The organism is Vreelandella subglaciescola (genome assembly GCF_900142895.1).
Classification (GTDB): domain Bacteria; phylum Pseudomonadota; class Gammaproteobacteria; order Pseudomonadales; family Halomonadaceae; genus Vreelandella; species Vreelandella subglaciescola.
This window is the reverse complement of the sequence record NZ_LT670847.1, coordinates 1889729-1909858: the sequence shown is the minus strand read 5'-3', so window position 1 is coordinate 1909858 and position 20130 is coordinate 1889729. Positions and strand designations below refer to the sequence as shown.

The 20130-nt window shown below is 61.5% G+C and carries 15 protein-coding genes and 1 pseudogene; 11 read left to right on the top strand and 5 right to left on the bottom strand.

What is annotated here, in order from left to right; translation table 11 throughout:
• The first annotated feature begins 6 nt into the window (after positions 1-6).
• The 6 genes from lysA to B5495_RS08900 all read left to right on the top strand — a co-directional run bounded on the left by lysA (position 7) and on the right by B5495_RS08900 (position 5714).
• On the top strand, positions 7-1284 hold the full coding sequence (gene lysA, locus B5495_RS08925) for a diaminopimelate decarboxylase (RefSeq protein ID WP_079553082.1): 1278 nt from the start codon (positions 7-9) through the stop codon (positions 1282-1284).
• Complete coding sequence (gene dapF / locus B5495_RS08920) at positions 1284-2117, top strand: diaminopimelate epimerase (RefSeq protein WP_079553081.1); 834 nt, start codon at positions 1284-1286, stop codon at positions 2115-2117. The genes lysA and dapF overlap by 1 nt, the downstream gene beginning before the upstream one ends.
• 49 nt (positions 2118-2166) lie before the next feature.
• Complete coding sequence (locus B5495_RS08915; RefSeq protein WP_079553079.1) at positions 2167-2877, top strand: DUF484 family protein; 711 nt, start codon at positions 2167-2169, stop codon at positions 2875-2877.
• Between the two features lie 8 nt (positions 2878-2885).
• Positions 2886-3794 (top strand): tyrosine recombinase XerC, encoded by a 909-nt coding sequence (locus B5495_RS08910; RefSeq protein WP_079553077.1) that lies wholly within the window; start codon positions 2886-2888, stop codon positions 3792-3794.
• 18 nt (positions 3795-3812) lie between these two features.
• A complete protein-coding gene (locus tag B5495_RS08905) occupies positions 3813-4571 on the top strand; it encodes an HAD family hydrolase (protein WP_079553075.1) in 759 nt (252 codons plus the stop codon).
• 258 nt (positions 4572-4829) lie between these two features.
• The gene (locus B5495_RS08900) at positions 4830-5714 is read left to right on the top strand and encodes a DUF4214 domain-containing protein (protein ID WP_079553073.1); all 885 of its coding nucleotides are present in this window, start codon (positions 4830-4832) and stop codon (positions 5712-5714) included.
• A gap of 2610 nt (positions 5715-8324) precedes the next feature.
• On the opposite strand, the pseudogene B5495_RS08895 reads toward B5495_RS08900, so the two are convergent.
• From B5495_RS08895 to yihA, 5 genes and pseudogenes are all read right to left on the bottom strand, one after another.
• A pseudogene (locus tag B5495_RS08895) lies at positions 8325-9500 on the bottom strand (ISL3 family transposase); the annotation flags it as partial.
• A gap of 226 nt (positions 9501-9726) precedes the next feature.
• The gene (locus B5495_RS08890; RefSeq protein WP_079553070.1) at positions 9727-11145 is read right to left on the bottom strand and encodes an IS1380 family transposase; all 1419 of its coding nucleotides are present in this window, start codon (positions 11143-11145) and stop codon (positions 9727-9729) included.
• Positions 11146-11783: 638 nt separating this feature from the next.
• Positions 11784-12938 (bottom strand): extracellular solute-binding protein, encoded by a 1155-nt coding sequence (locus B5495_RS08885; RefSeq protein ID WP_079553068.1) that lies wholly within the window; start codon positions 12936-12938, stop codon positions 11784-11786.
• The gene (locus B5495_RS08880; RefSeq protein WP_079553066.1) at positions 12925-14637 is read right to left on the bottom strand and encodes a chloride channel protein; all 1713 of its coding nucleotides are present in this window, start codon (positions 14635-14637) and stop codon (positions 12925-12927) included. The genes B5495_RS08885 and B5495_RS08880 overlap by 14 nt, the downstream gene beginning before the upstream one ends.
• A gap of 233 nt (positions 14638-14870) precedes the next feature.
• Positions 14871-15518 carry a ribosome biogenesis GTP-binding protein YihA/YsxC gene (gene yihA / locus B5495_RS08875; protein ID WP_079555001.1) on the bottom strand — a complete coding sequence of 216 codons (648 nt, stop codon included), beginning with the start codon at positions 15516-15518 and terminating at the stop codon, positions 14871-14873.
• Positions 15519-15842: 324 nt separating this feature from the next.
• On the opposite strand from yihA, the gene B5495_RS08870 reads away from it, so the two are divergent.
• The 5 genes from B5495_RS08870 (at position 15843) to B5495_RS08850 (ending at position 20089) form a co-directional block, all read left to right on the top strand.
• The gene (locus B5495_RS08870) at positions 15843-16475 is read left to right on the top strand and encodes a c-type cytochrome (RefSeq protein ID WP_079553064.1); all 633 of its coding nucleotides are present in this window, start codon (positions 15843-15845) and stop codon (positions 16473-16475) included.
• Positions 16476-16558: 83 nt separating this feature from the next.
• Positions 16559-17191, top strand: coding sequence for a thiol:disulfide interchange protein DsbA/DsbL (locus tag B5495_RS08865; RefSeq protein WP_079553062.1), 633 nt, complete (start codon positions 16559-16561; stop codon positions 17189-17191).
• A gap of 55 nt (positions 17192-17246) precedes the next feature.
• Positions 17247-18056, top strand: coding sequence for an endonuclease/exonuclease/phosphatase family protein (locus B5495_RS08860; protein ID WP_079553061.1), 810 nt, complete (start codon positions 17247-17249; stop codon positions 18054-18056).
• Between the two features lie 66 nt (positions 18057-18122).
• On the top strand, positions 18123-18683 hold the full coding sequence (locus tag B5495_RS08855; protein WP_079553059.1) for a TRAP transporter small permease subunit: 561 nt from the start codon (positions 18123-18125) through the stop codon (positions 18681-18683).
• Positions 18683-20089 (top strand): TRAP transporter large permease, encoded by a 1407-nt coding sequence (locus B5495_RS08850; protein ID WP_079553057.1) that lies wholly within the window; start codon positions 18683-18685, stop codon positions 20087-20089. Before B5495_RS08855 ends, B5495_RS08850 begins: the two co-directional genes overlap by 1 nt.
• The last annotated feature ends 41 nt before the right edge of the window (positions 20090-20130 follow it).

Sequence of the window (20130 nt, the reverse complement as noted above, 5' to 3'; positions counted from 1 at the left end):
AGCCGCATGGATTTTTTCAACGACAAAGACGGCGAGCTATATGCCGAGGACGTGCCGCTTGCGCGCATCGCCGCCGAGCACGGCACGCCCTGCTATGTCTATTCCAAAGCCACGTTTGAGCGCCACTTTCGCGCCTATACCGAGGCGTTGGGCCGCCACCCGCACCTGATCTGCTACGCGGTCAAGGCCAACTCCAACCTCGCGGTGCTGGGGCTTCTGGCGCGGCTTGGCGCGGGCTTTGATATTGTCTCCGTGGGCGAGCTTGAGCGCGTGCTGAAGGCCGGCGGCGACCCCGCCAAGGTAGTGTTTTCGGGTGTGGCCAAGCAGGCCGACGAGATCAGGCGCGCGCTTGAGGTGGGGATTAAATGCTTCAACGTCGAATCGCGCTCCGAGCTTGAGCGGCTCAACGCGGTGGCCAGTGAGGTGGGCGTGGTGGCGCCGGTATCGTTGCGGGTCAATCCCGACGTCGACGCCGGCACGCACCCGTATATTTCCACCGGGCTGAAGGACAACAAGTTCGGCATTCCGGTCGACGAGGCGCTGGACGTGTACGCGCTGGCTGCCGAACTGCCCTATCTGAACGTGGTCGGGCTTGACTGCCACATCGGCTCGCAGCTGACCGAAACTGCGCCGTTTCTCGACGCGCTGGAGCGCCTGCTGGTGCTGATGGAGCGCCTGCGCGAGCGCGGCGTCGAGATCGAACATCTGGATCTGGGCGGCGGCCTGGGCGTGACCTACCGCGACGAAACGCCGCCCCACCCGTTTGACTACGCCAGCCAGCTGTTGGCACGTCTGTCGCGCTGGAAGGGTGGCGAAACCCTCACGCTGCTGTTCGAACCGGGGCGCTCGATTGCCGCCAACGCCGGCGTGCTGTTGACCCGGGTCGAGTTCCTGAAGCCCGGCGAGAGCAAAAACTTTGCCATTGTCGATGCCGCCATGAACGACTTGATTCGTCCGGCGCTGTATCAGGCGTGGCAGGCCATTGTGCCGGTGGATACGCGCACGGCGCGCAAACCGGCGGTGTACGACGTGGTCGGCCCAGTGTGCGAAACCGGCGATTTTCTGGGCCAGGACCGCGAGCTGGCGATTGCCGAAGGCGACCTGCTGGCGGTGCGCTCCGCCGGCGCCTATGGTTTTGTCATGGCGTCGAACTACAACAGCCGCCCGCGCCCTCCTGAGCTGATGGTCGACGGCGACGTCTGCCACGTGGTTCGCCAGCGCGAAAGCGTCGAGGACTTGTGGGCCGGCGAAGCGCTGCTGCCTGACGCCGGAGCGGCCCGCTGATGCTTTTGCACTTCACCAAGATGCACGGTCTGGGCAACGACTTCATGATGGTGGATCTGGTGACCCAGCGCGCCCGCATCGACGCCGAGCAGGTGCGCGCTTTTGCCGATCGTCGCTTTGGCATCGGCTTTGATCAGCTGCTGGTCGTCGAGCCGCCCCGCGATCCGGACATGGACTTTCGCTACCGGATCTATAACGCTGACGGCAGCGAGGTCGAAAACTGCGGCAACGGCGCGCGCTGTTTCGCCCGCTTTGTCCGTGACCAGCGGCTGACGCACAAGCGCGAGATTCGCGTGGAAACCGCCGGCGGGCCGCTGGCGCTGACCGTGCAGCACGACGGCCAGGTGCGCGTAGACATGGGGCGGCCGCGCTTTACGCCATCCACGCTGCCGTTTGACGCCGCCGGCGACCGCCCGCTGCACGCGCTGGACGTAGGCGACGACACGCTCGAGATTGGCGTGGTATCCATGGGCAACCCCCACGCGGTGCTGCAGGTGCCGGATGTAGACAGCGCGCCGGTGGCGCGGCTGGGCCCGCTGATCGAAGCGCACCCGCGCTTTGCCAACAAGGTCAACGCGGGGTTCATGGAGGTTGTCTCACCCAGCGAACTCCGCCTGCGGGTATTTGAACGCGGCACGGGTGAAACGCTTGCCTGCGGCACCGGCGCCTGCGCGGCGGTGGCCACCGGCATTCGTCAGGGGCTGCTGAAAAGCCCGGTCAGGGTAGTGCTGCCCGGCGGCGAGTTGACTATTGAATGGGCCGGCCCCGAAGCTCCGCTGGTGATGGTGGGGCCGGTAGCGCGGGTGTTTGACGGCCGCGTGACGCTGGGCTAAGCCGACGTTTGATTCCGGCGCCCGAACCCAATGCTCAAGGAGAATGGCGATGTCCGAAGCCCCTGAACCACGCAAAACACTCGATCCCGATCAAGTAGCGTTCTGGCTGGCGCGCCATCCCGATTTTTTTGTCGGCCGCGAAGGGCTCTTGCAGCAGCTCAAGGTGCCACACCCGCATATTGACGGCGCGGTATCGCTGCTGGAACGGCTGGTGCTGGATCTGCGCACTCGCGCCGAGTCAGCAGAAGGCCGCCTTGAGGGTTTGCTCGGCACTGCGCGCCAGAGCGAGGCGCAGTATCGCCGGCTGCGCGAAACGCTGCTGGCGCTGGTGGAAGCGCCCGACCGCGACGCGTTGGCGCAGGCGTTGGCCACGCAAATGAGCGAGCGCTTTGCCACACCGGCCGTCGCGCTATGGTGCGCGGCCGAGCTCAGCGACGCAGAGGTCGCTCCGCCGCAGCCGCCGCGTCAGGTGCTGTCCCACCACGCCGGCACGCGCCTTGCCGCGCTGCTTGACGGGCGCACCAGCCGCTGCGCCAAACTCGGCGTGAGCGACTGGAAGTGCCTGCTGCCCCACGTGGCGCCGCCGCGTAAGCCCGGCTCGTGCGCGGTGACGCGGCTGGCCGCCGGTGACGCGCTGGGCTACCTGCTGCTGGCAAGCCCTGATCCCGAGCAGTATCGCGTCAGCATGGATACCCAGTTCACCGAGTATCTGGGGGATATCGTCGCCCGGCTGCTGGTGCGGCTGGCGCCCCATGAGTGAGGCGCTGAATGAATAGTGCGGCGCTTGGCGGCCAGATCGAGGCGTTTCTCGCCGCGCTGGGCCAGCACTCAAGCCCCGCAACCATTGCCGCCTACCGGCGCGATCTTGCCGCCTTCACGGCGTTTGCCGAGCGGCAGGGTATTGCAAACGCGGGGGATGTGGATACTGCGCTGGCGCGCCGGTTTCTCGGCGCTGAACGCAGCCGCGGCCTGGCCCCACGCAGCCTGGCACGTCGCCGAGCAGCGCTGTCGCGCTTCTGTGAGCATGCGGTAGCAGAAGGCCTGCTGGCGGATAATCCGATTGCGCTTCTGCGTACGCCCAAACAGCCCAGTCACCTGCCACGCCCGGTGGACGTCGACGTGCTGGCGCGCTTTCTCGATACGCCCTTTGATGACACCCCGCTTGGCCTGCGCGATCAGGCGATGCTGGAGCTTTTTTACTCCAGCGGCCTGCGCCTGGCGGAGCTTGCCGCGCTGGATACGGGCGATGTCAACGCGTCGCGTGCGCGGGTGATGGGTAAGGGCAGCAAGCCGCGTCAGGTGCCGGTGGGGCGCCGCGCCGCCGACGCGCTGGCCGAGTGGCACAAGGTGCGCGGCGTGCTTGCCGACGCTGAGGAGCCGGCGTTGTTTGTGGGCCGGCGAGGCGCCCGCCTTGGCCACCGCGCAATTCAAAAGCGGCTGGCGCGGCTGGCGCTGGAGCGCGGGTTGCCCGAGCACCTTCACCCACACCGGCTGCGCCACTCCTTTGCCAGTCACCTGCTCGAATCCAGCCAGGATTTGCGCGCGGTGCAGGAGCTTTTGGGTCACGCCAATCTGGCGACCACCCAGGTGTATACGCGCCTTGACTGGCAGCATCTGGCCGCGAGCTATGACGCCGCCCACCCGCGCGCCAAACGCCGGCGCGAAGAGTCAGAGTAAAACCAGGAGCCAACCGCCATGTTGCACGCGATTACCTTCGATCTGGACGATACCCTGTGGGACAACGCCGGCGTGATGGAGCGCACCGAGCACGGCCACTATCGCTGGCTGCTGGCAGCACTTGGGGCATGGCGAGCCGCGCGCGCCGAGCCGCCGCTGAGACTTGGAGGCACCGAGCTTAATCAAACGAACGGGCTGGCTGACTATCTCGCCCGCCGCCAGCGCCTCGCCGTTGAGGTGCCCGAGCGGCGGGGCGATTTTACCTGGCTGCGCAGGCACGCGCTGAACGAGCAGCTGGAAGCCTGCGGGCTCAACCACCGCGCCGCGCTGATGCTGGCGGCGGCGGCGATGAACGAGTTTCACCGCCTGCGGTTAAAAGTCATGCCGCACCCCGAAGCCGACGCGTTACTGGCCACGCTTGCCCAGCGTTACCGGCTGGCAGCGATCACCAACGGCAACATTCAACTGGCGCGCCAGCCGCTGGCGCACCACTTTCCCGTGGCCATCGCCGCCGGCGAGATACTCGCCCCCAAACCCGATCCCAGGGCCTTTCTCACTGCGCTTGCACGCCTTGATGCCGCTCCCGAGCACGCCATGCACGTGGGGGATTCGTGGGACGAAGACGTTCTCCCCGCCCAGCGGCTAGGCATGCATGCCGCTTGGATCGCCGAGCGCCACGACCGCCCGTTGCCCCCTCGCGTCCAGCGCATTGCCCACGTCAAAGAACTCCCCGCGCTCCTCGAGTGGCTCGAAAAGCGCTCAGGAAACTGGTGCTGAATTATCGGTTTAGGCAGCTGGGTTGCATTAAAGCGTAGCTGGACAGGCGCTGCCCTTTACCAGTGAGCTTATGCGCCCATCGCCCGAGTTTTGACTACTGCAATGGGTGATGATTAGGGCATCAGGAAGAAAATACGTGTCCCTAAGAAAGTTTCGCCATGCCCAGAGAATGGATTGCTTACCTGTGTGATAAGTGAGATGTTTATGTGTATATATTAATTTAAATTTAAAAAAAATTACTTCATTCAGGGGAAGAAGATGTCATCGACCGATATTATTCAAGGACTGTATCTCACCATTTATGAACGGCCTGCAGATTGGGCTGGTCTGCAGTACTGGACCGCAGAGCTGGAAACGAAGGACTTTGACGCCGTCGCTGATGCGTTCACTCAGGCACCCGAATTTGATGAGATCTATGCCGGGCTCACTCATAAAGAGCAGGTTTCTTACCTTTATGAGCACCTGCTAGGGCGCGCACCGGAGCCAGCCGGGCTTGCTTTCTGGGAAGGACGACTTAATGAAGGTGCCACTCCGGCGGATCTGGTACGTGAGATTCGTGATGGAACCCAGGGTAGTGATCAACAAGCGATAGCTGCGCGTATCGATGATGCAACCGAGGCATCCTATGGAGAACTAATTGATACGCTCTATGCGGGTTACTATGACCGCGCGGCTGATGAAGACGGCCGTGATTATTGGGTCGAGCAGATCCAGCAGTCATATGGCAATCTCGATCACGTCATCCAAGCATTTGGTGAGTCTGACGAGTATATCGAGCGTTTCGGATCGTTGAGCGATGAGGAGCAAGTGGGGGCGCTCTATCAAAGCTTCTTCTCCCGTGATGCTGAGACAGAGGGCATTAATTACTGGGTCGAGCAGCTTTCCAGCGGCACGCTGGACCTGGCGAACATTGCCTTTGCCATCGCAGAGGGCGCAGGGGAACAGGGGAACAGGATCAGGCCGCATTGCAGCAAAAGGTGGAAGAGCTCAATACATCTGAGCCCGAGCCCGAGCCCGAACCCGAACCGGAACCTGAGCCTGAGCCCGAGCCCGAGCCCGAGCCTGAGCCTGAGCCCGAGCCTGAAGATACCGCTTTATCGCTGTCCTTCCCGGATGCGTGGAGTGCCGGCAGCAATACGGTAAGTTTCGAGCTGACATTTCCTTCAGAGGCTGAACTGGAAGGTGTTTCCTTGCAGGGTGGCGGGTCAATGTCGACATCCGCGTCAAGCTCAACGATAGGTGGTGTGACGACGGCGACGTATTCCATCACTGCGAGTAATGGGAAGGGCACGGGAATACTGAACTTGCCGTTCAGTTTTGATGAATCACCGAGCGATGATTTTGCAGTGACGGTGAGCGGCCTCTCGATTAATGGTCAAGCTCAGGCAGATACGACCTACATCTATGAGGACGGCGGCCTGGTTGCGCAGGAACCAGAGCCCGAGCCCGAGCCTGAACCCGAGCCCGAGCCCGTTTTCAGCATCGTTGCAGATGGCATGTTGACCGAAGACGATAGTATTTTTAAATATTGGAAAGAAAGCGACAACACAACCGTTTCTATTAATGAAAAGCAAATTTTCATAGATGAAGGAGTCGAGGTTTCGGCCGATTTCGATGTGTTAGAAACATTTAATACTTCAGGGTATTCAATTACAGGTCCAGGCGAATTCCTCGTTACTTTTTTCAGTGCCTCCCCCCCTCAAGATCCAATAGCGTTAGCCTTTGACCTTGACGGCGGCAATCTAACTTTTGATTTTACACAAACTCGATTAAATGATGTTGGCGTACTTGAACTGTCCGCCGACAGTTCTATCAGTCTCAATGGCGGGGCACTGAACGTTTTCGGTGGAAAACTGGACATTTCCAGACTGGAAAACGCTGATCAATTCTCGGGCGTAGATAACGTTATTATCCATCAAGACGACGATCTTCCGCCCCCTACTCCCGAACCTGAACCGACTCTGGATGACCATGCCGATACGCCGGATGGTGCAACAGCCATGATGCTAGACGAAGCGGTGGCGGGTAGCATCGAAGTGATCAATGACAAAGATTTCTTCCAGATCGACCTGGAAGAAGGCCAGCGCTACCTCTTTGATATGGCATCTGAAGGCTTGGAAAATGGAGAGCTAAATCTCCATCGCTCGAACGGCGACTGGCTAGATTATCTGGAATATAATTCCCTTCGCGACGGGCCCGAGTTCTCCTATATTGCCGAGGCTGACGACACCTACTACCTGGAGGCATCAGGCTACTCTAGCACTGGCGATTATACCGTCGAGGTGTCCGAGGTGATGCTGGATGATGACCATGCCGATACGCCGGATGGTGCAACAGCCATGACGCTAGACGAAGCGGTAGCGGGTAGCATCGAAGTGATCAATGACAAAGATTTCTTCCAAATCGACCTGGAAGAAGGCCAGCGCTATCTATTTGATATGGCATCTGAAGGCTTGGAAAGTGGAGAGCTAAATCTCCATCGCTCGAACGGCGACTGGCTAGATTATCTGGAATATAATTCCCTTCGCGACGGGCCCGAGTTCTCCTATATTGCCGAGGCTGACGACACCTACTACCTGGAAGCATCGGGTTCTACCTATAGCGGTTCTACCGGCGATTATACCGTCGAGGTGTCCGAGGTGTTGCTGGATGATGATCATTCCGATACCCCGGACGGTGCAACGGCTCTGACGCTAGGCGAAGCGATGGCAGGTAGCGTTGAAGTTGTTTCTGATACAGATTTCCTCCAGATCGATCTGGAAGAAGGCCAGCGCTACCTGTTTGATATGGCATCTGAAGGCTTGGAAAATGGGGATGTAACGCTCCACCGCCAAAGAGGCGATTACCTTGATTTGCTGGAGTCTGGACGTCTCCGCGATGGGGCTGAATTCTCCTATATTGCCGAGGCTGACGACACCTACTACCTGGAAGCATCGGGTTCTACCTATAGCGGTTCTACCGGCGATTATACCGTCGAGGTGTCCGAGGTGTTGCTGGATGATGATCATTCCGATACCCCGGACGGTGCAACGGCTCTGACGCTAGGCGAAGCGATGGCAGGTAGCGTTGAAGTTGTTTCTGATACAGATTTCTTCCAGATCGATCTGGAAGAAGGCCAGCGCTACCTGTTTGATATGGCATCTGAAGGCGTGGAAAATGGGGATGTAACGCTCCACCGCCAAAGTGGCGATTACCTTGATTTGCTGGAGTCTGGAAGTCTCCGCGATGGGGCTGAATTCTCCTATATTGCCGAGGCTGACGACACCTACTACCTGGAAGCATCGGGTTCTACCTATAGCGGTTCTACCGGCGATTATACCGTCGAGGTGTCCGAGGTGTTGCTGGATGATGATCATTCCGATACCCCGGACGGTGCAACGGCTCTGACGCTAGGCGAAGCGATGGCAGGTAGCGTTGAAGTTGTTTCTGATACAGATTTCCTCCAGATCGATCTGGAAGAAGGCCAGCGCTACCTGTTTGATATGGCATCTGAAGGCTTGGAAAATGGGGATGTAACGCTCCACCGCCAAAGAGGCGATTACCTTGATTTGCTGGAGTCTGGACGTCTCCGCGATGGGGCTGAATTCTCCTATATTGCCGAGGCTGACGACACCTACTACCTGGAAGCATCGGGTTCTACCTATAGCGGTTCTACCGGCGATTATACCGTCGAGGTGTCCGAGGTGGGCATTAGCCAGACTGAAGATGCAATTCTTATGTAGAGGTTGTTAATGTTTTTGGCTCTTCGACGTTTCATGTGGATTTGGCCTGATCCAGCATGCTGCCCACAGGGCTGCCAATCAGGTAGATCATGGTGATGAAAGTGCTCTCGTTTCGGTAGCCGCGAGCGCGTGATCGGGCCGCTTGAAACAGGCTATTCATCCCTTCCAACCGTGCGTTGGTCAGGCCCGATAACCAGCGGCGGATAACGCGGTCGGTATGCCGTTCCAGGGTATTCAGCGCCTTATTCATCGGAGACAGCAGGCCCTTGCCAGCGATCGCCTCTCGGGCAAAATTGAGGAAGCGCGTGATTCGCCAGCGAGCCCCGCGAAGCGTGGGTGCCTGCTGAATCCAGCGCAGTTTCTCTTTGATGATCCAAGCGTCGGCCGTGGCGCTCTGGTCGGCCATCAGTTCCTGCAGCGCAGCGATTTGATTAGCCGTTAAGTTGCCGGCGTCGGCATTGCGCAAGACAGCCCAGCGTAAGTGCTTGGGGGGTTCCTGCTCGCGCCGCTCACGCTTTCTGACGTCATCAAGGGCGCGCGTGAAGATCTGCACGATATGAAACCAGTCGACGGTGACCTCGGCCTTGGGCAGGTGCTCTTCCACGCCTTTGAGGAAGGCTGGCGACATATCGCAGACCACTTCCTGAACGGCCTGAGGGTCGCCCTGATGTGCAGCCAAAAACTCGCTGAAGGCCTTGACGGTGGCCTTGCCACGGCCGGGTATCGCGAAGACAACCGGCTCGCTCTTGCGCTGCATATCCAGAAATACGGTGACGTAGCGATGGCCGCGCTTGGCGGCGGTTTCATCAAGCCCCACGGCCTTAACCTGAGAGAGGTCAAGTTGGTCGAGCATGCACCCGACATAGTGATGCACGATACGCCATAACCGCTTGTCGGTGATCTCTATCAGGCGGGCGGCGGCGAGCACCGGCATCTCCCTGACCAGAGCCATGGCGGCCTGCTCAAACAACAGGGTGAAATCGCTACCGGGGCGGGCCCAGGGGACTTCGATCCGCTTAATGCCGTGCGTGGGGCACTTGGTGCGCGGCACTCGCGCATGCAGATAGCAGTGATGTTGAAAGAAGTTCAGGTGCCGCCAGGTCTTGTCGGCAAAATCATGCGCCGGGCAAGCGTCACCACACTCGGGGCAAGGGTAAAGGCTGCCACGTTCTGCCTCGACGGTGAGGTTCAAGCGGTGAGCCCGCCTTATTCATCAGGACGCCGAACGAGCGTTTTACGTCCCGTGGTGACCGGGACCGACCGGCTTTTATGTCATACGGTCGCTGAGTAGCCGATTAGCACATAGCTTTATCGTATCAATGCCGTGATATTTATAACTGAAGTTCATTGGTTTCGAGTGACGGCGCAGCCGTGGTCGTCGGCCTCCATAGTGGCCGTTTTGTCTGCTGGAAAAGGCTGAGTAATGCGACGTGTCAGGTCAATGCCGTCAGCCGCGGCAACCCTTTCAGTAAAGATGGCCACCATTTATCGGCGGCATCGCCGAGGTGCACGGTGATGCGCCGGGCGTGCACTGTCAGCGTGGCGGCCACCTTAAGCACCTGCTCGCGCATCCGCTTCAGGCTCCAGCCCTGCCGGGTCTGTCGTTCCAACAGGCAACGCAGCCCGTGTAGCACCTGATAAGCGCAGAGAGTCAGCAGCAGGTTTACCTCGTTGCGGGCCATGACGTCCTGGACGGTGGAGACACCGCGATCAGTCGAGGAGAGATGCAGGTCGAGCGCCGACTTCACCTCGCCCATGTGGGCTTCGGCGCTGCCGCGCTTGCGATAAAGCGCCAGGACCTTTTCCGGCGGCCAGTTGAACTTGCCGAGGTTGGTGACCAAAAAGAAGGCATGCAGCAGCAGATCATCGGGCCGCTCTTGTACCACCAGCACCACGCGCCGCGGCGCCGGCCAGGTACCGGCTTGGTACGCCAGGTCATGGCACCATTCCCGAGGTTGCTCGGGGGGCCGGCCGCGTGGCCGCTTCAGATGTGGCGCTGCCAGTGTCTGCAGGCCCGTATGACTGCGCAACCGGCCCAGATACTCGATGTCGCGATCTTCCAGCGCCTCAAGCGTGTCGTTGTCGGTGAAACCCGCGTCGATGCGTACCTTGACCTTGGCCCCGGTGCTCTCGTTGAGTCGCCGCACCAGATGTGGGATCCAGGTATCGGCATTCTCGGCTGGGCCGGCGTTACCTTCACGCAGCAGACCGCCCACCATGTCGCCGGTCTCTGCCAGCGAGGCCACCAAAGGCGAGTAGATTCTGGCCCCGTAAAGTCCATGAAACGCCGAACCGCCCTGGTGGCCGTGAACGTCGATCGGCAAGCCGTCGATGTCCAGCGTCAGATGCTCGGGGCGTTCGCCGCCGTTCAGCGAGGTCAGTCGCCAGACCGCCAGCCGCAGCAGGCCCTCATGCACGGTATCGATATTGTCGTCGCGGCCCAGGCACGTCAGCAGCCGCGACAGCGTCGCTTGAGATGGCCGGTCCTGAGCCAACGGCGTTGTCCCGCGGGCATCACTGCAGGCTAGCTGCCAGAGCGGGTCACGGCGAAGCGTATCGGTATCGCTGAGGTCGATCCAGCCCATCGAACGCTGCAGCACCAGGGTACGCAGCTGGCTGGCTAACGAGTGGCGGACGCGATCCGGGTCGCGATGATCGACCAGATGGTCGTCCAGCGCATCGATCATGCCGCTGTTGTCGAGGGCTTCACGCAACAGCAAAGCACCGCTGTCGCTGGTGGTGCGATGGCCGCTGAGCTCGACGCGGATGGACCCGTTGCATGACGGGGTCCAGGGGGATAGGCTTTCACCCATGGCGAGTGGTCCTCTTGAGTCAAGTTCGGTTAGGAACATATTGATTCTACAAGAGAAACTGCTCGCCATCTTCTTTTCTGTCTCAGCCCGGTGAATAAGGCGGGGTGAGGTGACACGGCGGTATCCAGGTGCTGCTCCTTGAGAATCCAGGGCGCTTCAAGGCCCAGGCCGAGGGTCAGAATCTGAGTGCCATCCATGTCATATTTCCTGTCGTTGTGGAGGCCATATTTTGGCCTAATTTAGGGGGCGAATTCCACACCTAACGACGAAGAGCCATGTTTTTTTAGGGCGAAAGCCTAAATAGCGGGAGTGTCGGCTTGGCCGATGCTCCCGTTTTTTGTCGCATGCCGAGCGTGGGGTCGTCGACTATTTCCGGTCTACTCATGCAGCGCCGATGCGTAACTGTTTTGCTGAAACTCTCTGACGCCCTGATCGTAGTCCGCTATGGCTAACGAAGAGTGGAGGCCCGCAAGGCCTGTCACGACTACTTTCCAGTGCATGGCACGCTCTTTTTATCCGGGGGAAATCCGGCCCGAGCAACGGGCCACCGAGATGACGATTGCCGCTGGCAGGCAGGTCGGTTGACTCGCGCTATTATACGATAGGGGCAGCATTGCTGTGCCGGCGTGACGTTTTGTCTACCGGCAGAATATCGCGGTGATACACGGCTGCCGGCATCATGGGTCGCCATTATCGCCCGGTGGGTCGCCGAATAGGGCTTCCTGGAAGTATTCGCTGATGCGCGCATGGGTGCGCGCGTACCAGTTAACGTCCTTGGTAATGGCGCGCTCGGCGTTCAGCGGGTGAGTGGGAATGTGCAGGCGCATATCGACCCCGCTATCGGGGTGGTTGCTGACTTGCAGCGTGGCCGAGCGCCGCGAAGGGCCATAGGGTATGAGCTGGGCCAGCGCGGTCTGGCGCTGGGTGGCGGTGGCAAAACGAATGAATTTGCGTGCGCTTTCGCTCTGCCTGGCTCCCCGGGGTGCCGCCCAGACTTCGTGTTCCTGAACCTGGCCATCCCAGATAATCTCGAGGGGCAGGCCGCGATTGACGATGGCGTCAAAGAAACGCCCGTTATACCCCGAGGCCATGACCACCTTGTTCTCGGCCAGCAGGCGTACGGGGGTATCGCCGGCTTCCCACCACTGCAGATTTTTCAGGCCGTCGAGGCGCTTTAGCGCCAGTGAGAGGCCGCGACGCGTACTCAGCAGACGGTAAATTTCCTGCTCGGGAACCCCGTAGGAGAGCAGCGCCCACTCCAGATTGACGGCCGGGTCGCCCTGCAGCGCGCGGGGGCCGGGAAAACGCGCTTGATCAAACAGGTCGGCGATCCTGGTGGGCCGTTGCCCGGGGAAGGCATCGCGCCGGTAGGCGACCACGGTGGCGAATATCGAGTGGGTGATGGAACAGCGGTTCAAAGCGCCGTCGATGAAGTCGCGTTTGGCCGGCGTGCCTTGGGGCGAGGGGGAGAGGATCTCCGGCGACAGGGGTTGCAGCAGGCCGTCGGCGCAACCGGTCTGGGCTTGGCTGCGACGCATGTCGATCAGGTCCCAGGGCACCTGGCCACGGCTGATAGCCTCACGCAGTTGGGATAAGCCCCCGTTGTAGCGATGCACCTGGATCGGTATGCCCGTGGCCTCGGTAAACGGCGCGAAGAGGGCGCGGCGCTGAGCGCGTTCATAGGGACCGCCCCAGCTGAGAATGTCCAGCGGCTCGGCCGTGGGTTCCGCGCCACTCGCCTGAGCCAGCGACATCAAGGCCATCAGCATGAGTGTCAGCACTCGGGCAAGGCCGTTGAATGCCCGCTTTTCCGGTTGATCAACCCGTGCCATGTTCCTCCCGTTGCAGCTCTTCGCTGTGCTGCATGTAGGCGCGGGTGATGCTGGCCTCATACACCACGCCGAGGAAGATGTCGCCGGCCTTGTCGTCGACCACCACAATGGCCTCGCCGGTCACATCCTGCGGATGATGCATGGCGTCCCACACCGAGGCGTCGGGATCCAATACGGGTCGCGGCGTATCCGGACATTCGCTGACGCGCAGATGGCCTTGGCCCTTGCCGCGCATCACCTCCAGGTCGGCCAATGTCACGCTGCCACGATAGCGTTGCTGGTCATCGACCCGGTAGGCCTCGCCATGGCCGCCTTCGCTCAGGGCTATCACGGCCTGGTGTACGCTGTCGTGCGGGTTCAGCGTCACGCAGTCCTGACTCAACAAGGGTTTGAGGTAGGCACTTTGCAGTAGCGCGCGGCTGCGTCCGGCGGAAAGGTCCAGCCCGCGCTGGGCGAGCTGGGTATCGAACAGGGAGCGCCCGAAAAGCTGTGCGGCGATGGGGCTGGCAAGTATCACACTGGCGAGGGCGGCGGTGGTCAGCACATAGCTGCCGGTGAGCTCGAAGACGATCAGCAGTGTGGTCAACGGCGCGCCAATTACCGGCGCGGTGACCGCGACCATGCCGCAGACGGCATAAAACACAAAGGTATCGCCGGCCAGGCCGGTCTGAGCGACCAGCGTGCCGCAGAGCGCCCCAAACAGGGTGCCGATCACCAGCGCCGGGCTGAAGACACCGCCGCCGAAGCCCATGCCGATGCACATTGCCGTGGCGGCCAGCTTTAGCACCAGTACGACGACCAGATCAAGGCTGCTGAACGCGCCCTTGATGGTGGCAAAACGCAGTGTCTCCTGACCCATGCCGAGGATGTCCGGCACCCAGAGCGCCACCAGCCCCAGAGCCGCTCCCGCCAATGCCGGGCGTAGTGAGGCCATGACCGGTAACCGCGCGGCCCAGCGGCTCACGGCGAGAATCGCGTGCATGTAGGCACCGGCCACCAGTGCCCCCAAACCGCCGATGACGATGAACGCCACAAACTCCCAGGGGCGCGGCACGGCGGTATCGGCGACGTGGAAAAGCGCGCCGCGCGACAGCGCCTGCGTGGCAATGACGTGACCGGCAATGGCTGCGGCGGCCACGGGGGCGAAGGCGCGCAGGGCGTAGTGGCGTAGCACGACCTCATGGGCGAAGACGATACCGGCGAGCGGCGCATGAAAGGCCGCGGCAATAGCCGCTGCCACGCCGGCGGCGATGGCCACGTTATCGTCGGAGCGGCCCAAACGCAGCAGTTTTGCCCCCAGTGAACCCAGGCTGGCGCCCATATGCACCAGCGGGCCGTACTGCCCAACCGACGCGCCGCTGCCCAGCGAGATCAGGCCGGAAAGCGCCGAGAGAAAGCCGGCTCGGGCCGGCAGGCGGCCTCGGCGCGTTTGCACGGCGGCGATCAGGTCGGCAGGCGTGTGGGGGCGACGCTCGCGGATAGCGCGATGCAGTTGTCCCACCACCAGCCCGCCCAACGTGGGTACGGCAACCGTGGCGATCGCCAGCGCCTCCGGATGGTCGAACATCATGCGCCCGCGCGGCGAGATCAATAAGAGATCATTGAGCCAGATCACCGCGCTGACAAACCCCACCGCGGCCAGCGCGGCAAGGCTGCCTATCAGCGCGCCCAGCACCACCAGCCCGAGAAAGCGCAGCATGCCGCGCGCTCCCCGGGGCGGTTGTCCGCTGTGCCTGCCCTGATGCCGAGCGCGTGCTGATTCCGGTTGACCCATGTTGGCCACCATCGTCCCTTGTGAATTCGCCCCGATACGGGGGAAAGGGTGTTCCTCTTAGGTGTAGGGGCAAAGCGTGCAGAGGGCAAGCCGGCAGCTAAAAGCCAGCGGCGTAGCGTTATTTACGGGGGCTACTTTTTTTCAGCGACCCTCACTTTTCAGTGATCCTCGTCTGCCGGTTCGGGGCTGTCGAGCCACTTATCCAGCTGTGCGGAAAGCGTCTCCAGCCCGTCTTTTTTCAGCGCCGAGAACAGCTGTACCGTGACCAGATCTTCCCATTCGATCAGCTGTTTGCGGACTTTTTGCAGCGAGGCGCTGGCGGGGCCTTTTTTCAGCTTGTCGGCTTTGGTCAGCAGAATATGCACCGGCAGGTCGCGCTCGTCGGCAAAGCTCAGCAGCAGCTCGTCAAATTCGGTGAGCGGATGGCGCACGTCCATCATCAGCACCAGCCCGCGCAGGCTCTGGCGGTTGCATAAATAGTCGGATAAATGCGCCTGCCATTCGCGTTTAACCGCGCCGGGCACTTTGGCGTAGCCGTAGCCGGGCAGGTCAATCAGCCGCAGGGCTTCGTCGTTGCCCAGGCAAAAGCTGTTGATCAGCTGGGTGCGCCCCGGCGTGCGTGAGGTGCGCGCGAGCGCTTTTTGCCGGGTCAGCGCGTTGATGGCGCTGGACTTGCCGGCGTTGGAGCGCCCGGCAAAGGCGACTTCAGCGCCGGCGTCATCCGGGCATAGCGCAAGCGTCGGGGCGCTTTTCATGAAACGCGCGGTGGCATAGTTCAGCGCCTTGACGGCGGGCGTTGCGGGCATGGCATTAATCCTGGCAAAAAGCGGGCCGCTGGCCACGATGGTGGGGCACGGCGCACCGGCCGTCGCAAACATGACGAACGGCAAGTCCTTGGGGAATTACCGCGAAAGCAGCGTGGTGGTGCATTCCCGCGGCCTGGGTGATTCGGTATACTCAGGCGGGTTTATACCTGCGACCTGGGGCGCTAGTCTACCACTGCGCTGTTACCATCGGCGACAGCCCTATAATAACCTGCTGATCCTGGCGTATTGCTAAGCCCGGGCAGCGCCCAGGGTGCGTATCCGTCACCGATCAACGGGACCAAACAACGGGATAGTGGAGTCGCAATGAGGAAGTTACTGGCAAGCCTGGCAATGATTATGGGAGCCGTGGGCACGGCTCAGGCACAAACGGCGGAGCTTTCCGCCAACGCTGACGCGGCGGCAGGCAAGGAAATGGCGCAGTCGTGTGCGGCCTGCCACGGGGATGGCGGCGTCAGCCAGATGGGGATGTTTCCGAACCTCGCCGGCCAGCAGATGTCGTATGTAGCCAAGCAGATCATGGATATCCGTGACGGTGATCGCCCGGTGCCGCAGATGGCCGGTCAGGTTGACGATTTTTCTGATCAGGACGCCTGGGACGTGGCGGCCTACTTCGCCGATCAGACGGCCAGCCAGGGTCAGGCCGACGACGAGAACGCCGAGGTGCTGGCGCGCGGTGAAACTCTGTATCGCGCGGGTGATCTGAGCAACGGTATTCCGGCCTGCGCCGCCTGCCATACGCCCACCGGCGCGGGCATCGGCAGCGCCGTTTATCCGGCTCTTTCCGGTCAGCATCCGGAGTATGTCGTCTCGACCCTGAGCGACTTTGCCGCCGGCGAGCGCGCTAACGATCCGGGCGCGGTGATGCGCGATATCGCTGACAAAATGCGCGATAGCGACATGGAAGCGGTCGCCAACTACGTGCTGGGCCTGCATTAAACCTGCGCTAAGCGGCGCGGGCAAGCCGCATTTTATGCGCCGCTGCGTGGCCTTTGGCCAACTTTTTTAGGGAGAATGAGTCTATGTTTAAATCAATCATTGTCGCGCTTGCCGGGCTGGGGCTTTCGGCCGCGGTGAGCGCTCAGACGCTGACCGAAGGCGAAGACTACGAGCGTCTGGAAACGCCGGTGGAAACCTGGGTGGACGACGGCCAGATCGAAGTCACCGAAGTGTTCTGGTTTGGCTGCCCGCACTGCTACCGCCTGCAGCCGCTGGCGGCCGAGTGGTACGAGACCCTGCCCGATGACGTCAGCGTGGTTCACCAGCCGGCAACCATGGGCGGCGCCTGGAACGTTCACGCCGCGGCTTTTTATGCCGCCGAGGCGCTGGGCATTGAAAAAGACCTGCATCAGGACTTCTTCGACGCGATCCACAAAGACGGGCGTTCGCTGACCGATACCGACAAGCTGGCGGCGTTTTTTGCCAACTACGGCGTCAGCGAAGATGAAGCGCGCGAAGCGCTGGGCTCGTTCGGGGTTAAGTCTCAGGTCAATCGTGCCCATGCACGCCTGCGCAATATGCGCCTGAAAGGCGTACCGGCGCTGCTGATTGACGGCCGTTATCTGGTCACGCCGCAAAGTGCCGGCAGCCTCGACAACATGCCCCAGATTGCCGATGTTCTGGTCGAGCGCGTGCGCGAAGACCGTGCTGAATGAGCGTGTTGAATAACCCTCGCGCCGAGTAACGCCACCCGCTGAGAGGCGCTTTTTTATGAGCTCGCTGGATACCCCGTCGTCGCTGTTAAGCAGCGGTCATTTGCGTCTGTTGACGTTTAATCTTCAGGTGGGGATCCAGACCTCGGCGTATCATCATTACCTGACGCGCAGCTGGCAGCATCTGTTGCCCAATCCCCGGCGCATCAAGCGGCTGGCGTTGATCGGCGATGTGTTAAGCCAGTTTGACGTGGTGGGGCTGCAGGAAGCCGATGGCGGCAGCTTTCGTTCCAGCCGCGTCAATCAGGTGGAATACCTGGCCTCGCAGGCGGGCTTTCCGCACCATTATCAGCAGCTCAACCGCAACCTCGGGCGCGTGGCCCAGCACAGTAACGGGCTGCTATCGCGGCTGTCGCCCGACGCCGTGGAGGAGCACCGCCTGCCGGGCATGCTCCCCGGTCGCGGCGCGATACACGCGCGTTTTGGCGAAGGCCCTGACGCGCTGCACGTGTTTGTCGCGCATCTGGCACTTAGCCAGCGCGGCCGCAGCCGCCAGTTTGATTACCTGAGCGAGATCATCAAGCCGCTGCGCCACGTGGTGGTGATGGGCGATCTGAACTCGACGCCCGCTCAGATCAACGCCCACGAACGCTTTCGCACTTCGCTGCCGCTGCACCCGGTCAAGCCGCTGATGAGCTACCCGTCCTGGCAGCCGCGCCGCGCGCTGGACCATATTCTGGTGTCCCAGAGCATGGAAGCCGCCGACGTGCGCGTGCTCGATCACCTGTTTTCTGATCACCTGCCGATCGCCGTAGACTTGCCGCTGCCGCTGGCGTGCCTGGATGCGATACGCAATACCCGGCTATAGCCTGCCTAAAAAGCCTCCTCAGCACATCGCCGGCTCAACAAAAACTGACGCACGAGACACTCCATCATGCCCCAACCCCTACCGTTGCCGCCCTGGCTTAACGCGCTGGATCGCGCGTCAGAGCGGTTTGGCCACGCGCTGTCGTGGCTGATGCTGGCCATGTTGCTGATCGAGTTTGCCGTAGTGGTGCTGCGCTACGCGGTGGGCATCAACAGCATTCTGATGCAGGAAATGGTGATGTACATGCACGCCACGCTGTTCATGCTCGCCGCCGCCTATACCCTGCGCGCGGATGGCCACGTGCGGGTGGATATCGTCTATCGCCGGCTGACGCCGCGGCGCCAGGCGCTGATCAATATTTTCGGTATCGTCACCCTGCTGATACCGGTGATGATTTTTATCATCGCTGCCAGCGCGGGCTATGTGGGAAAATCGTGGCAAATTCTGGAAACGTCGGCCAACTACGGCGGTATTCCCGGCGTTTTCCTGCTGAAAACGTTGATACCCGCCTTTGCCGTGATGATGTTGGCGCAGGGCGGTATCGAGATCGTGCGCAACGCCTATATCGTGGCCGGGCGCATTAGCGCCACAACGGAGAATGACAATCATCTTGAGGAGCGCGTCTGATGCTTGAACTGATGCCTCTGGTGCTGTTTGTCGCCGTCTGTGTCGTGCTGCTGCTGGGCTTTCCCGTGGCGCTCTCGCTGGCCGGCACGGCGCTGGCGTTTGCCGGGCTGGGCCTGGGGCTTGAGTCGCTGGGAGTCGACGCCAACTTCAACGCCGGCTATCTGGCGGCGTACCCCAATCGCCTGTACGGGATAATGACCAATACCACGTTATTGGCGGTGCCGCTGTTCGTGCTGATGGGCGTATTGCTGGAAAAATCCAAGGTCGCCGAAACCCTGCTCGACGCTATGGCGCTGGTGTTTGGCTCGCGCAGCGGCGGGCTGGGCATTGCGGTTACGCTGGTAGGCATGCTGATGGCGGCGTCCACCGGTATCGTCGGGGCCACGGTGGTGACCATGGGGCTGATGTCGCTGCCAACTATGCTCAAGCGCGGCTATTCGCCGTCGCTTGCCACCGGCACCATTTGCGCCACGGGTACGCTGGGGCAAATTATTCCGCCGTCGATCGCGCTGGTGCTGCTGGGCGACGTGCTGTCGTCGGCGTACCAGCAGGCGCAGCTGTCCATGGGCATTTTCAGCCCCAAGACGGTCTCGGTGGGTGATTTGTTCATGGGCGCGCTGGTGCCGGGGCTGATGTTGGTAGGGCTGTATATGCTCTACATCGCCTTCACCGCCTGGCGCCGCCCGGAGAGCGCGCCGCCGGTGCCGCGCGAGGCGCTGATGGACGAACTCGGCCACACCCAGGGGCTTGGCATACTCTTGCTCAAGGGGCTGGTGCCGCCGATTGTGCTGATGGTGGTGGTGCTCGGCTCGATCCTTGCCGGCATCGCGACGCCCACCGAGGCGTCTGCGGTGGGCGCCTTCGGCGCGCTGGTACTGGCGCTGGTGTATCGCAAGCTGAGCCTGGCGACGCTGCGAGACGTACTGCGCTCCACCACCCGCGTGACCAGCATGGTGTTTTTGATTCTGATTGGCGCGGCGCTGTTCTCGCTGGTGTTTCGTGCCTACGGCGGCGAAGAAATGGTCACCGCGCTGTTTGAACAGATGCCCGGCGGCGTGGTGGGCGCGACGCTTATCGTGATGCTGGTGATCTTCCTGCTCGGCTTTATTCTCGACTTTATCGAAATCACCTTCGTGGTGGTGCCCATCGTCGGGCCGATTCTGCTGGCCATGGGGCTCGACCCGATATGGCTGGGTATCATGATCGCCATCAACCTGCAGACCTCGTTTCTGACCCCGCCGTTCGGCTTTGCGCTGTTCTACCTGCGCGGGGTGGCGCCGGACTCGGTGACGACCGCCTCGATCTACCGCGGCGTGGCGCCGTTTATCCTGATTCAGCTGGCGATGCTGTTGATGCTGGCGCTGTTTCCGGGGCTGGCCACCTGGCTGCCGGCGCAGTTTGGCTAGGCCAGCGATTTCCTTTCCCATTCTTGCTTGCTGACAAGGAG

Bases quoted from the DNA above. Each gene is read 5' to 3' on its own strand.
- B5495_RS08885 (WP_079553068.1), bottom strand. From the start codon at position 12,938: ATGGCACGGGTTGATCAACCGGAAAAGCGGGCATTCAACGGCCTTGCC.
- B5495_RS08855 (WP_079553059.1), top strand. From the start codon at position 18,123: ATGCCCCAACCCCTACCGTTGCCGCCCTGGCTTAACGCGCTGGATCGC.
- B5495_RS08870 (WP_079553064.1), top strand. From the start codon at position 15,843: ATGAGGAAGTTACTGGCAAGCCTGGCAATGATTATGGGAGCCGTGGGC.
- B5495_RS08860 (WP_079553061.1), top strand. From the start codon at position 17,247: ATGAGCTCGCTGGATACCCCGTCGTCGCTGTTAAGCAGCGGTCATTTG.
- B5495_RS08915 (WP_079553079.1), top strand. From the start codon at position 2,167: ATGTCCGAAGCCCCTGAACCACGCAAAACACTCGATCCCGATCAAGTA.
- dapF (WP_079553081.1), top strand. From the start codon at position 1,284: ATGCTTTTGCACTTCACCAAGATGCACGGTCTGGGCAACGACTTCATG.
- B5495_RS08880 (WP_079553066.1), bottom strand. From the start codon at position 14,637: ATGCTGCGCTTTCTCGGGCTGGTGGTGCTGGGCGCGCTGATAGGCAGC.
- yihA (WP_079555001.1), bottom strand. From the start codon at position 15,518: ATGCCCGCAACGCCCGCCGTCAAGGCGCTGAACTATGCCACCGCGCGT.
- lysA (WP_079553082.1), top strand. From the start codon at position 7: ATGGATTTTTTCAACGACAAAGACGGCGAGCTATATGCCGAGGACGTG.
- B5495_RS08900 (WP_079553073.1), top strand. From the start codon at position 4,830: ATGTCATCGACCGATATTATTCAAGGACTGTATCTCACCATTTATGAA.
- B5495_RS08850 (WP_079553057.1), top strand. From the start codon at position 18,683: ATGCTTGAACTGATGCCTCTGGTGCTGTTTGTCGCCGTCTGTGTCGTG.
- B5495_RS08890 (WP_079553070.1), bottom strand. From the start codon at position 11,145: ATGTTCCTAACCGAACTTGACTCAAGAGGACCACTCGCCATGGGTGAA.
- B5495_RS08865 (WP_079553062.1), top strand. From the start codon at position 16,559: ATGTTTAAATCAATCATTGTCGCGCTTGCCGGGCTGGGGCTTTCGGCC.
- B5495_RS08910 (WP_079553077.1), top strand. From the start codon at position 2,886: ATGAATAGTGCGGCGCTTGGCGGCCAGATCGAGGCGTTTCTCGCCGCG.
- B5495_RS08905 (WP_079553075.1), top strand. From the start codon at position 3,813: ATGTTGCACGCGATTACCTTCGATCTGGACGATACCCTGTGGGACAAC.